We start from the raw sequence: 13732 nt of genomic DNA, 5'->3' as shown, positions 1-13732 counted from the left end.
CGCACCAGAGTAATGCCTGGCTCATTACTTCTCACGTCAATACCGGCATCCGTACCGGTATTTTATTTGCCTGAGCACTTGGACGACGCAAGTGCCGCACTCCGATTACACCGGTATGTCGTCATCGCTGTATCTACTGACAGCACGCAAGATCGTACAAAAGCAAGGCAACAAATACGGTCTGCAATCATTACCTTGATTCAACGATGCTATCAAATCGACGTACGCGACATTGAAATTGCGACGTCATCCGGCACAGCTCCCCGACTTCTTTTTTCAGACCATGAAGCTGCTTTATCGATCAGTCATGAAGCAGGATTATCATTAGCGGCAATTTGTCTGGACTCCAGCGTCGGTATCGACTTGCTTCACACCAAGAATTTGGCTAAAGAGTCATTTGAATGGCAAGATATTGCGCGTATTTATCTGGACCCGGATCGCCATCAGATGATACGCAGCCTGACGCCTGAACAACAGCTACTGAGCTTTGCACAAGAATGGACTATGCTGGAGGCCCGCTATAAATGTGCGGGTATGGCATTAAGCGAATGGTCAGATACGGTTGCCGCCGGGCGGCATACTCAGTTACAAGTCATGCCTGCGTACCAGCTTGATTTACCCGAGAATTATTGTGGCAGCATCGCTTTTTCTGCACAGAAAACCGCATTTACAAATAAGGTTTAGGATAGAAGTATTTATAAAAATCCTTTAACCGAGAAATCTAGCACTAAGCCTTTGCCAGCCACGATAAAGTGATTCGCCCAGTATTGCAAAGTGTGGAAAGACGCTACAAAAAAACGATGCTTCAGGCATGCGTTTACATCTCAATAAAACCTAAAGCTTGCCATGAAACTCCTTCGCCTCCTTGCCAGTAGTCTCATCTCAATCATTGCATTGAGTTTGTCGTCCTGCGTCAGTTATGGCCTGAGCAGCGTAAAGGCGGGGCAAACAGAACAAGAAGTTGTACTTGAACTAGGTAAGCCAACACACGTTTATCAAGATGGTGAGCTACACCTATGGGAATACATGCGTGGCAGAATGGCTCAGGCTACTCACATGGCACGCTTTGATCATGACGGGCGACTTATTTCGTATGAACAAGTACTGACTTCACAAAAATTTGCTGATATCAAAATAGGCTTCATGGATAAAAATGCGGTCATCAGGATCATTGGCGCGCCAGAGGAGACAAGCTATTACCCGCGTGTCGCACTTGAAGCCTGGTCTTATCCATATAAGGAAAGCGGCGTCTGGAATTCCTTGATGACTATCTATTTTGATCAGTCAGGGATTGTCAAAAAATTAGAGAATGGACCAGATCCATTATTTGACCCAAGCGAACGCAGACTTCGTTTTTGACAGTCTAGAGATCTCAAAACACGACGAAATACCAGTAAACACTATTTACCTTATCCGGCATTCAGGAAGTTTAGAAATAACCGAATTACCATCTGGCCTTAGAAAAGATAATGAGCCATTTACGGAACAACAAAAGTTCCAGATGACCCGCCTCGATACCGGTAGAAAAATCCATCAAAGGATTGACACGATAGTAGCGTCGGCGGAAATCACGACATACAAAAATCTCACGACTACTCAGGCGCATTAAAAATGAGGTTGGTGCGACTTGCAGGCTAAATTGTCCGTCAAATGAATTGTCAAGGTGTGCCATGTTGAATCATCTCCCAATCAGTAAATGAATAAATCCGATGGATAAGTTTGATGTACGTCTCGCTCAATAACTTATCGACTAAATAAATCTCTTAACTCTTCTGAGCGACAACATTTGCATTACAGCTCGATACCAGACCATTGCAAATGGATGCCACAAAACATACTTTATCACAAAATACTGTATATGCAATCAGTATTTTATTTATTTTCGTATTTCTCTAAGCTATTGAAAAGTAAGCGCTTTAAATATTATACTGAATATATATACAGTATTTATTTGAGCCTCTATGTTTACCGATTCTCCGGATCACATTCATCCTTCTTTATGGCGCGCCTCGCAATTAGCCAGTAGCACGACGCCCTGTATCAACAGCACTTTTCCGAGTTTATCGAGAGAATTACCCGGGGGGGGCTGGCCTCGCGGCTCATTAAATGAACTACTACTCAAGCAGTATGGGAGCGCTGAATTGCGTCTTTTGCAGCCTGGCCTGGCACAGCTCCTCCAATCAGATAAGCGCACCATTGTGCTGATGCAACCACCACATCAGCCGCAGCTGTTAGCCTTACATGCCTACGGAATTCCGCTTAAACAATGCCTCTGGATACGCTGCAAAAAACCGGGAGATGCCTTATGGGCAGCAGAACAGGTCTTACGCAGCGGTAGTTGCGCGGCACTATTAATGTGGCAAACACATATCCGTACTGAGGCTCTGAGACGATTACATCTGGCAGCACAAAGCGGAGATACCGTTTTTTTTATGATGCGGCCCAGCATCTGTGCAGAAATGCCCTCACCGGCACCTTTGCGCTTACATCTCACGCCGGTTATTGATGGCATACAGATTCAATTCCTTAAACGGCGCGGTGTTCAGCGAGAACAGCCCTTGTTATTGGCGCTACCGTCCTTGTTTTCACATTTACCTATTTCGCCTGTTGAGGCACTGAATGAAACCTCTGTGGATCGCACTACATCTGCCTCTGCTGCAGCTAGAAGTATTTCGCCCGAACTGGCGCATTAATTCTGATGAGACTGAAGTCGTGCTGGAGCAAAATCGCCTCAGCTGCGCATCCTCCGGCGCACTAGCAGCAGGCGCTCAGCACGCCATGAAAAAAGCCAGCGTACAAATGCTGCTACCAGACGTCGTGCTTTATACGCGCCAGCCAGTTTTAGAACAGCGATGCCTGGAGCAAGTGGCGATGGCACTACTGCAATACACGCCACAAGTTACCTATGCGACGCATGACTGCCTGCTGATGGAGGTCAGTGCAAGTCTGCGACTGTTTGGCGGCATACTCCGCTTATGCCATCTGATACGACATAGCATGAAGGTCATGGGTATGAGCATCTCTTTGAGTTGTGCTCCAACCGCAATGGGTGCGTGGCTTCTGGCGCGCAGCGGGATAATGGGTAGGCCTCATTTACAAAAAACGTGCTCCTTGAAGCGTGTTTTAAAACTAAAAAAACTTCAACAAAGTCTGGATCAATTACCTGTCGCTCTGCTACCCGAAGCACAGCTCTGGCTGGAATGGTTGCGCGGTATCGCTTGCACTACGCTGGGATCTCTGCAAACGCTGCCTCGCGCCGGACTTAAGCGTCGCTGTGGCGTGCAAATTCTTGATCTCATGGATCGTGCATATGGACACCAGACCGAAGTGTTTGAATGGATCACTGTCCCACCGCAATTCCAGAGCCGCACAGAATTACCGGACAGAATTGAACATGCAGAAATGATTCTGGCGTTCATTCACAGTCTGCTCATACAACTGATGGGCTGGCTGGCAGTCAAGCAACTCGCCGTATCACAAATTGATCTGTACCTCGAACATGAACGCGGTCGTCAGGCAATGGCACCGACGCATCTCAATCTCAAGCTGGCAGAACCCATCTGGCGTGAAGATCATCTGCTCAGACTGTTGAAAGAAAGGCTCGCAACAACCCAGCTTCAGGCACCAGTCATTGTCGTTAGCCTTGCAGCAAGTCAGGTACAGACAAGACAGGTAGCAAATGCCACCCTCTTCCCAGAACCCAAAGCCTATGCAGAAGACCATCACCGTCTGCTGGAACTATTGGTTGCACGACTGGGGGATGATCAGGTATTGCAAGCCGCACTACAAGAGGATCATCGGCCAGAAGTTGCCAATACCTGGGTCTCCGTCGTCCATGCACAAAAGAAAAACACCTTAAAGTCACAGCCCTTGTCGACACGAATACTCAATATATCCAATGTACCCAATCAGGCAGTGCGTCCGGTCTGGTTATTTGAGAAGGCGCTTCCCTTGACGATCCGTCATCACCGGCCATATTACGATGCGCCCTTAAAATTATTATCTGGTGCCGAGCGGATAGAGGCTGGCTGGTGGAACGGGCAACTCGTGACTCGCGATTACTTTATTGCGGAAAACCCTGGTCATATTCGTTACTGGATTTATAGAGAGCGTCTGGGTGAGCAGTCAGACGCTGGTGCCAGCTGGTTTGTGCATGGTTTATTTGGATAAAACATCATGCAGACAACACCTCCGCTCAGCCATGCGCCAATCTATTCCTTGCCTGAGTATGCCGAATTATTTTGCCAATCCAATTTCAGCTTTTTACATGGCGCCTCGCATGCAGAAGAGCTGGCGCAACGGGCTGTACAGCTCACTTATAAGGCGCTGGCGATTACGGACGAATGTTCACTGGCGGGTGTCGTACGCGCCCATGTTGCTGTTAAAGATACCGCACTGCAGTTGCTTATCGGGTCGTACTTTAAGCTCACCGATACGACCAGGTCTGATGCAGACGATGTGGCGGACACGTATATTCCCGCGCCAGCACTGATCGCTCTGGCTCAAAATCGTGAAGGTTACGGCAATTTATCTGAAATCATCACACTGGCACGAACCCGTATTAGCAAAGGTCGCTACCTGATTACAAAGGAGGACTTTAGTCATCCACTGGCAGAATACGCTCACCTGCAAGGTTTGCCCGATTGCGTAATCCTGCTGGTTCCTGACTATCCGGCGAATCCAGAGACGCTGGCAAAGCAAGCTGCGTGGGCGAAAAAAACCTTTCCCCAGCGTGTCTGGATCAGTCTCACTTTGTTATATCAGGCCATGGACGACGTACATCGCCACACCGTTATTTCGATTGCCCGTCAATACCAGCTACCGGTCGTTGCAACTGGCAATGTCTGTATGCATGTCCGTTCGCGCAAACCATTACAAGATGTATTGACAGCGATCAGGCTGAGCCGTCCCGTTGCCGAATGCGGCTATGCACTTGCACCGAATGCTGAACAGCATTTGCGATCACGACTACGGCTAGCGAATATTTATCCGGCAATGGCATTGGCAGAGTCCGTCAAAATTGCCAGCCTATGTCAATTTTCTCTCACGGAATTGCGCTACGAATATCCCGAAGAACTCGTCCCCAAAGGTCATACGCCAGCAACTTATCTCAAGCAAGAAGTCGCCACCGGCGCGGCAAAGCGCTTCCCTCATGGGATGTCGGACAAAGTCGCAAAACGCATCGACTACGAATTACATCTGATTAATGATCTGGCTTATGAACCCTACTTTTTAACGGTCTATGACATCGTCCGGCATGCCCGTTCAATCAAGATTCTTTGCCAGGGCCGGGGTTCGGCAGCGAATTCTGTCGTCTGTTATTGCCTGGGTATTACCGAAGTTGATCCGAATAGCAGTACCTTGTTATTTGAACGTTTTTTGTCCAAAGAACGTAACGAACCACCCGATATTGATGTGGACTTTGAACATCAGCGACGTGAAGAAGTGATTCAATATATCTATCAAAAATATGGCAGAGACCGCACAGCAATTGCGGCTGCGGTACATACCATACGTTCACGTGGTGCTTTACGTGAAGTAGGTAAGGCACTTGGCGTTGATCTGGAACTGGTGGATACGGTTGCCAAATCGCATCGCTGGTTTGACGGGAAGCAGGATTTATTACTACGCTTTGCTGAAAACGGCTTAGACCCTGAAGGCCCCGTTGCACAGCAATGGGCAAGTCTGGCCAGTCAGTTGCGAGGCTTTCCACGTCACCTGTCCCAGCACACTGGCGGATTCATCATCTCGCGTGACAAGCTATCGCGACTAGTACCGATAGAGAATGCCTCGATGAAAGATCGCTCCGTCATTGAATGGGATAAAGACGATCTGGAATCCTTAGGTTTGCTGAAAGTGGATGTACTGGCACTCGGCATGCTGTCGGCGCTGAAGCGTGCATTGGTATTGATGTCCAGCTTGCCTGGCCGCCCTAGCCGTTTGCAAGATATCCCGCGTGAAGATCCGGTCACTTACGACATGATTTGCAAGGCCGATACGGTGGGTGTATTTCAAATTGAATCACGTGCGCAAATGAGTATGCTGCCCCGTTTGCGACCCAGAGTATTTTATGATCTCGTGGTCCAGGTCGCAATCGTCAGACCCGGGCCGATACAAGGTGGGATGGTACATCCGTATTTACAACGCAGAAAAAACCGTGAAGCTGTCAGCTATCCGAAAGAAGAACTCAGAGAAGCATTAGGCAGAACCCTGGGAGTTCCGATTTTTCAGGAACAGGTCATGCAGATCGCCGTGATCGCAGCCGAGTTCACGTTGGGCGAAGCTGATGAGTTAAGACGTGCCATGGCAGCCTGGAAGCGTAAAGGCGGCTTACAGCATTATCACGACCGCATCGTCAAGACGATGGTCAGACGTGGTTATGAAGAAGAATTTGCGGAGGCAATTTTTCAACAGATGCTAGGCTTTGGTGAATATGGTTTTCCTGAAAGTCATTCCAGTAGTTTTGCCTTGCTCGCCTATGCCAGCAGCTGGATCAAGTGTCATGAACCTGCCGTATTCTTATGTGCTTTACTGAACTCTCAACCGATGGGATTTTATTCCCCGTCGCAGTTGATACAAGATGCCAGGCGACATCAGGTTACGGTTCTGGCGGTTGACATCAATATCAGCGAATGGGACTCCACTTTAGAAGCACATGCCCACGGCATCCGCAGTATTAACCCGTATAACAACACAGAGCAATCAGCAGTCAGGCTGGGCTTCTCCCTGCTATCCGGCATATCGGCAGAGACCGCAATACGCATTACCCAAGCGCGCAAGCAGCTTGCCTTCAGCGACGTCAACGACCTCGCACGCCGGGCGCAACTGAACCGGCAGGATCTGCAGGCACTGGCGGCCAGCAATGCCTTGGCCGCCTTGTCAGGGCATCGCCGGCAAGCCTTGTGGCAAGCAGCAGGCGCTGTGCCAGATAAGGATTTGTTGCGCGTCGTCAGCGTCACCGAACAGACGCCCCCTCTGACGGCCCCCAGCGAAAGTCAGGAAATTGTCAGTGACTACCGGGCAATGGGACTCAGCTTACAACGTCATCCGGTTGCGCTGCTACGCCAACAACTGCTCGGCAAGCGTTTCTTACCGGCAGAGATGCTCAACACCTTTCAGCAAGGTCAGTTTGCACGAGGCTGCGGCATCGTCACGGTACGACAACGACCAGGTACAGCGAACGGTGTTTTGTTTATCACCATTGAGGACGAGACTGGGCCAGTCAATGTAATTATCTGGCCCAGTCTGGTAGAGAAGCAGCGTCGTGAAGTACTCAATGCACCGCTGCTCGGCGTCTACGGCATCTGGCAATGCGAAGGAGAAGTCCGTCATCTGGTCGCCAAACGTCTGGTCGATATGTCCCATCTGCTGGGATCGCTGCAAACGGGGAGCCGGGATTTTTGTTGAACTACGTCAGATGTGCATCAGGCGCACGCTTGTGAATTTGACGAATGAAAACATTTACTCCCTGCTTAGTCTTTGAACAGACCGCAGGGAGTAAAAAAACATTGGAGTTACTTGAGTTTGGTGATCACTTTGAATTGTCGGTATTCACCAATCTTAGGATCGAAGATATCTTTATTCTCGTACTGAACTTCTACTGTCTTACCTACCAGCGTTTGATAAATCGTTGGCAAATCCATCGTGGTTTGCACCGGCCCTAGCCAATACAGTTTCGTTGTTTTACCTTCGTTATCTTTGAGGAAAAAAGTCGCGAAATTATCTTTTTCAATTTTAGTAATCGTGCCATTCAGCATATCGGAATCAGCTTGCTTGTCAGCATTCGCCATCGCCATCACAGTTTTAGGGCACTGTGTCGCCATCCTCATACCAACGATCGTACCGATTTTTTCGCCGTTTTTATCGAGCTGATAAAAATCGAGATTGAATTCCTTCTTAAACTTGTCTTTATCATCTTTCGAAAAAGCTTCCAGCATGCAAAAGCCCATTTGCATCTTCAAATTTCTCTTATCGGCATTACTTGGAATTTTGTCGATACATGCACAAGATTTGCTGGTGACGACATCCAGGTAATCCTCGGCAAAACAGGTGTTTAAGCTAAATAGTAAAACGCAAAAGGAAAGAATTTTTTTCATAAAAGTGAGTAGTTAAATGACACGATGAAGGATGGTTGATACGAGCAAAGATAAAGGGAATCGACATCAGAAATCAACCAATGATTGCAGACGCAATGTAGCCTATTTTACAACAATTCGATGTCTATCCTATATTTTTCGGATTGCAGTGCATGGTCTGAAACAAAGCAAGAGCACATATACTCCCCCATATTTTTTAGAAAATAGCCTTATTACCGCAATATCTATACAGGCAATGAAAAAATACTAGAAGGGAGTATATTCATATATCGAATGAAAGTCTCATTCTTACATCGTGCCGTCAAAAGAAATTGAGCACTCGACACCACATCAATTCAGATGCTCACCAACTCAAAAGCCAGATCAGCTTTCTTCCGGCTCAGGCAAGGTCAATCGTCCTGTGTGGTAGTCATACTCATAGACTTCACCATAACGTCCCCACTCAATCGCGATTTCCAGTACGCGCTTGGCTTCATCGGCTTTCAAGAATTCAGACAGTAGTTCAAGGAAAGGTTCTTCCGGCAAACTTCCGTTTGTTTCCTGCTCCAGATTGCGGCGTATATGCGATGCCAGCGGTACGTGCGTCAGCAACTGCTGGCCAAACAATTCTTGCTTCTGCGCCTGATCAGCTTCGACATAACGATGGCCCAATGGCGTCAAACTGATATCACCCTTCTCGATCACTGCCAGTCCCAATAGGCCCAGGGCTTCGTAGGTCGGGAACAGGTCTTCATCGGAAATTTCTGCTTCCTCTGACAACTGCGGTAAGTCGGCACGTCCGTTGAACGGCGCATCGGCAAGCAGATCAAGTACGCCTTCGATACGACTGACATCGGTTTCTGGCAAACGGTATCCCAGATGTTTGGAAATCGGTACGCCGGTGACAGTTTCTTGGGCATGACGCATAGTCATCAGGCCATATACTTCATCGATCAAGGCGCGGACTTCGACCGACTCGACATCGCGCGGGCGAGGCAGATCGATCTTGACCTCGCAGCGTATGCTGCCAGGGTCGCTAGACAAAATGATGATGCGATCTGCCATCATCACGGCCTCTTCGATATTGTGCGATACGATCAAAATACCTTTGGTCGGAATACGACTTTCTTCCCACAACTCCAGCATATCGTTACGCAGGGTTTCGCCCGTCAGTACGTCAAGGGCGGAGAATGCCTCATCCATGAGCAAGATATCCGGATTGGTCACCAGCGCACGGGCAATGCCGACACGCTGCTTCATCCCGCCGGACAATTCGCGTGGTAAGGCGCCGCCAAAACCAGCGAGGCCAATCAACTCCAGTACGGCATCGGCACGCATTTCGCGCTCGTCTGAAGGTACGCCCTGAGCTTCCAGACCGAGCTCGACATTTTGCTGCACGGTCAGCCACGGGAATAAGGCGAAAGACTGAAACACCATCGCGATACCGGCAACAGGGCCAAAAATCGGTTTATCACGATAGTCCACCTTGCCATGATCGGCTGGGATCAAGCCTGCCATGATACGTAATAAGGTTGATTTTCCCGAGCCGGACTTACCCAGCAAGGCGACGATCTCGCCCTCTTTCAATTCAAAATCCACCTTATCCAACACCAGGCGTGCGGTACCATCCGCAGCGCGAAACGATTTGGCAACGTCTTTGAGGTCAATCAATAATTTTTGCGTCATTTTTTATTCTCCACATGCGGCCTGGCGCATCATCAGCAGTTGTGCCTCGGCCTTTCATCCGCCGTTAGCGGCTACGGTCTTCGGCCAGCAAATATAATTTGCGCCAGAAAAAGCGATTTAATAACATCACGAAGATACACATCACGCCGATACCCAAGGCGATACGGTGAAAATCTCCCGCCTCTGTCATTTGCTTGATATAGCTACCCAGACCATCCGCGACCAGGGTCGTCTTACCCCAGGTCACATATTCCGCGACGATACTCGCGTTCCAGGAGCCGCCACTGGCAGTAATCGCACCAGTGATGTAGCTAGGAAAAACCGCTGGCAAATACACGCGCTTCCATTTCAGCCAGCCTTTTAAACCCAGGTTGTCCGCTGCCAGACGCAGTTCATTCGGAATGGTTGAGGCACCCGCGACCACATTAAACAAGATGTACCACTGCGTACCAAATACCATTAAGGGGCTGAGCCAGATATTCGGCGTCAAATCAAAACTGACCATCGCAAACACCACGATAGGAAACATCAGATTAACCGGAAAAGCCGCCAGAAACTGTGCCACCGCCTGTACCTTTTGCGAGTACTGCGGACGCAAACCTATCCAGACAGCAATCGGCACCCATACCAGCGAGGCGAGACCGATCAGGAGCATGACCCGGACCAGAGTAATCAGGCCCAAACCAACGACATGCAAGGCTTCTGACCAGCCAACATCACTGTGGATAAAAATTAATAAGCGATACGCGGCCAGCAAGGACGCAAGTATCAGAAAACCATCCCAGACTTTATTCCAATACGAAGGTACATTACGCTCCTTCGCCTTGGAAGATGTGCCGTCATACCGCACACTAAACCAGCCCAAGGCGCGGCTTAGCAATTTCCACAAACTCGCAGACCATTCGCGGAACCAATAGCTGTTACGCATCCAGTCCAGCAGCCATGACTGTTGTGCAGTGTCGCCCTGACTTTCTTCAAAGCGAAACTTGTCCGCCCACGCCAGCAGAGGACGGAAAAATAACTGGTCATACAGCAGAATTCCCGTCAGCATCGCCGCAATCGCCCATGCAATCGCAGTGCCATTTTTTGCTTCAATCGCCACCGCAATATACGAGCCGATGCCAGGCAATTTAATATCCTGTCCGGCGACCGAAATGGCCTCTGCTGCGACCAGAAAGAACCAGCCTCCCGACATCGACATCATCATATTCCAGAGCAAGCCTGGCATCGCAAATGGCAACTCCAGTCGCCAGAAGCGCTGCCAGCCAGACAGCCTGAAAATCCTTGCGGCTTCATTCAATTCTGACGGCACATTACGGATCGATTGATACAGGCTGAACGCCATATTCCAGGCTTGCGAAGTAAAGATCGCAAAAATCGCAGCACACTCTACCCCAAGCAAATCACCGGAGAATAAAGCAATAAAAGGAGCAATCGCAATCGCCTGAAAACCAAGAATCGGGACCGACTGCAAGATGTCCAATAATGGAATCATGAACTTTTCGGCGGCGGCATATTTCACCGCTATCGCAGCAAATACCAAGCTGAACAAAAGTGAAAACGCTAGCGCTGTGAACATGCGCAGAATGGTGCGCAACAGGTAATAAGGCAGATAGCTAGGGTCCAGCGAAACCTGCAGCACTTCACCGACCACGAAGGGACGACTCATTTGCATCGCTGCAAAACCAAAGGCCATCAGCAGCGCCAGCACCAGCGGCAATAAAGCCCAGTCCCAGCGATTTGGTCCTTTGCCCTGAGCCAGGGATGGCCGTTTTTGAGGATTAAACAATTCGAACAAACTACCTCCCAGACCGATCAGTATCGATCATCAAGAACAAACACGCATCATCTAATCAACTGACTTCAAGCAAATGGCATAAGAAGCAAGCAAATCAAATGTCATTCTTCTGAATTAAGCTTTCACTAAGACTGAGCTAAAGCTTATGTAAAACGCGGATAACCGTTAGTGACTAAGAGCGCTGTTCATGCCGAACAACGCAAGATGACTGCCTGTAAATCCGGTTTTATGTAATCCTGTGAACTACATACAGAATTGACATTTCAGCGTGATGACACGCAACAATTTGGGGATAAGTAGAGAGGAAATCAGTCTGAGTTCACAACGATATTAAAGCTGGATTCAAGACTATTGACATCACTACTTGCCATGTATTTGGCAAAGTAGCGACAGGAGTTCTGCAGTTACAGTGCCAAGGTGTGGTCGATATAAGATCGACTACTATAACTATCCACAGATAAAACTCCATAACGACGAAGCGCGAACTTTACCATAGCGAAGATGCGATTGGCAACCTCGTTTTTGTTCAGATTGCAGGTAATTGATGACGGGTCGCGACTGGCTGTAATGGATGACCAAATGGCTCGTCAATATCTCATGAAATAAATCATGGGTGCGCCCTAAGATTGAAAAATGACCGGCCTGAGAAATTATTTTTTGATAGCAGACGTCAATAAGTATGCGATTTCTTTTTGTTCAAACTCAATCGCGAAATCCAGTGCTGTCATTCCCAATTGATTTTTAAGATTCGCATCGGCGCCTTCATCCAGCAAAAATTTTACTGCATCCAATTTGCCTGAGCGCACAGACATCATCAATGGTGTAGTGCCATTGGGTGACGCAGCATCGATATAAGCCGATTGCTCAAGTAAGACACCGATGATCTCCACATTGCCTTTAGCAGATGCGTAATGTAATGCAGTCCAGCCTGGCTGGTTAATTTGCGCCTCGGCATCAATAAGCTGTTTGACGGCCAGCGCATTCTCTTCAAAGCAGGCAAGCATGATTGCGGTATCGCCATTATTGGCTCTGGCATCGAGCTTAATCTCAGACTGCTTTAGCAGCGTTTCAAAGACCTTTTGAGAATGCTCGCGCAATGCCAGCATGAGGATAGTCTCACCACGAGTTGCTTCGACTGAATTCGGATCAATGCCTTTAGTCAGCAATGAATTAACGACGTCGATGTCATCAAATTTTACTGCGACGATCAAATCGTCATAGGCGTCAGCATAAGCAGGCGATACGACGCCACATCCTGCGGCAATCACTAGCGTAGTGATCAATTTAAAGATAGGTGTCGCCTCCAAATGATGAGCAAAATGATGTGAAAACAGTTTGAATAAGGCCATAGATAGCGCAACCAATATTAATGATCAATGGGACAGATTAAATAATGTGAAAAAATTGGCCGAGGTCACTTCCTGTACCTGCTTTAGCGGAATACCTTTTAAATCTGCCAAAAATTCTCCTACATGACGGACAAAGCCAGGCTCATTCATTTTGCCGCGATGTGGTGCCGGTGCGAGGTAAGGAGAGTCCGTCTCGATCAAGATACGTTCCAGAGGCAAGGCGCGTGCGACTGCCTGCAAATCCCTGGCACTCTTAAATGTCAAAATCCCGGAGAAGGAAATATAAAACCCCATGGCAATCGCTGCTTCAGCCACCTCAAGCGACTCAGTGAAGCAGTGCATGACGCCAGCGACACCGCCATGGTCCGTGCCCGCGCCCTCTTCCTGCATAATCCTTATCGTGTCTTCAGAGGCGGCTCTGGTGTGGATGATCAAGGGTTTGCGACTAAGTCTGGACGCGCGAATATGCTGCCGGAAGCGCTCACGCTGCCACTCAAGATCGCCTTTAAGTCGGAAGTAATCGAGTCCAGTTTCACCAATAGCAATAATTTTAGGATGCTGAGACAAGGCAAATAATTGCTCTGCACTCGGGTCTTCCGTATCTTCATAATCAGGATGTACGCCAACTGACGCATAGATGTGCGGATATGCCTCAGCTAGGGCTAACACCTGCGGAAAATCGGGCAAATCGACAGAGACACACAAGGCATGCGTCACACCATTCTCGACCATCTTCGCCATAATCTCAGGCATGCGTTCAGCGAGTTCGGGGAAATTAATGTGGCAATGAGAATCGATGTACATAAGAAAGCAATGGATGCGAT

At 48.6% G+C, this 13732-nt stretch carries 11 protein-coding genes; 5 read left to right on the top strand and 6 right to left on the bottom strand.

All coding sequences use genetic code 11. The annotated features are described in order from the left end of the window. The first annotated feature begins 12 nt into the window (after nucleotides 1-12). Together ACO0K4_RS11325 and ACO0K4_RS11320 are read left to right on the top strand one after the other, a co-directional pair. A complete protein-coding gene (locus ACO0K4_RS11325) occupies nucleotides 13-684 on the top strand; it encodes a 4'-phosphopantetheinyl transferase family protein (protein ID WP_422956730.1) in 672 nt (223 codons plus the stop codon). Nucleotides 685-846: 162 nt separating this feature from the next. Then, a complete protein-coding gene (locus tag ACO0K4_RS11320; protein WP_422956729.1) occupies nucleotides 847-1359 on the top strand; it encodes a hypothetical protein in 513 nt (170 codons plus the stop codon). Between the two features lie 85 nt (nucleotides 1360-1444). Here the strand turns inward: ACO0K4_RS11320 and ACO0K4_RS11315 are convergent, their stop codons facing one another. Then, complete coding sequence (locus tag ACO0K4_RS11315) at nucleotides 1445-1672, bottom strand: hypothetical protein (protein ID WP_422956728.1); 228 nt, start codon at nucleotides 1670-1672, stop codon at nucleotides 1445-1447. A 289-nt stretch (nucleotides 1673-1961) separates the two neighbouring features. Here ACO0K4_RS11315 and imuA point away from each other — a divergent pair, with 289 nt between their 5' ends. From imuA to ACO0K4_RS11300, 3 genes are read left to right on the top strand one after another with little or no spacing between them, the layout of a single operon-like run. Further along, the gene (gene imuA, locus ACO0K4_RS11310; RefSeq protein ID WP_422956727.1) at nucleotides 1962-2693 is read left to right on the top strand and encodes a translesion DNA synthesis-associated protein ImuA; all 732 of its coding nucleotides are present in this window, start codon (nucleotides 1962-1964) and stop codon (nucleotides 2691-2693) included. After that, nucleotides 2620-4170, top strand: coding sequence for a Y-family DNA polymerase (locus ACO0K4_RS11305; protein WP_422956726.1), 1551 nt, complete (start codon nucleotides 2620-2622; stop codon nucleotides 4168-4170). Before imuA ends, ACO0K4_RS11305 begins: the two co-directional genes overlap by 74 nt. Nucleotides 4171-4176: 6 nt before the next feature. Continuing rightward, on the top strand, nucleotides 4177-7407 hold the full coding sequence (locus ACO0K4_RS11300; RefSeq protein ID WP_422956725.1) for an error-prone DNA polymerase: 3231 nt from the start codon (nucleotides 4177-4179) through the stop codon (nucleotides 7405-7407). 107 nt (nucleotides 7408-7514) lie between these two features. Here ACO0K4_RS11300 and ACO0K4_RS11295 read toward each other — a convergent pair whose 3' ends face one another. The 5 genes from ACO0K4_RS11295 to ACO0K4_RS11275 all read right to left on the bottom strand — a co-directional run bounded on the left by ACO0K4_RS11295 (nucleotide 7515) and on the right by ACO0K4_RS11275 (nucleotide 13712). Next, a complete protein-coding gene (locus tag ACO0K4_RS11295; protein ID WP_422956724.1) occupies nucleotides 7515-8096 on the bottom strand; it encodes a hypothetical protein in 582 nt (193 codons plus the stop codon). Nucleotides 8097-8459: 363 nt separating this feature from the next. Beyond that, the gene (locus tag ACO0K4_RS11290) at nucleotides 8460-9761 is read right to left on the bottom strand and encodes an AAA-associated domain-containing protein (RefSeq protein WP_422956723.1); all 1302 of its coding nucleotides are present in this window, start codon (nucleotides 9759-9761) and stop codon (nucleotides 8460-8462) included. A 64-nt stretch (nucleotides 9762-9825) separates the two neighbouring features. Beyond that, nucleotides 9826-11559, bottom strand: a complete 1734-nt coding sequence (locus ACO0K4_RS11285; protein ID WP_422956722.1) for an ABC transporter permease — start codon at nucleotides 11557-11559, stop codon at nucleotides 9826-9828. Nucleotides 11560-12209: 650 nt separating this feature from the next. After that, nucleotides 12210-12908: an ankyrin repeat domain-containing protein gene (locus ACO0K4_RS11280; RefSeq protein ID WP_422956721.1), complete on the bottom strand. Its 699-nt coding sequence runs from the start codon at nucleotides 12906-12908 to the stop codon at nucleotides 12210-12212. Nucleotides 12909-12932: 24 nt separating this feature from the next. Beyond that, nucleotides 12933-13712, bottom strand: a complete 780-nt coding sequence (locus ACO0K4_RS11275; protein WP_422956720.1) for a TatD family hydrolase — start codon at nucleotides 13710-13712, stop codon at nucleotides 12933-12935. Nucleotides 13713-13732: the final 20 nt, after the last annotated feature.

The organism is Undibacterium sp. RuTC16W (assembly GCF_049339445.1).
Lineage (GTDB): Bacteria > Pseudomonadota > Gammaproteobacteria > Burkholderiales > Burkholderiaceae_D > Undibacterium.
The sequence above is the reverse complement of the archived record's forward strand: the minus strand, read 5'-3'. Positions and strand labels throughout refer to the sequence as shown.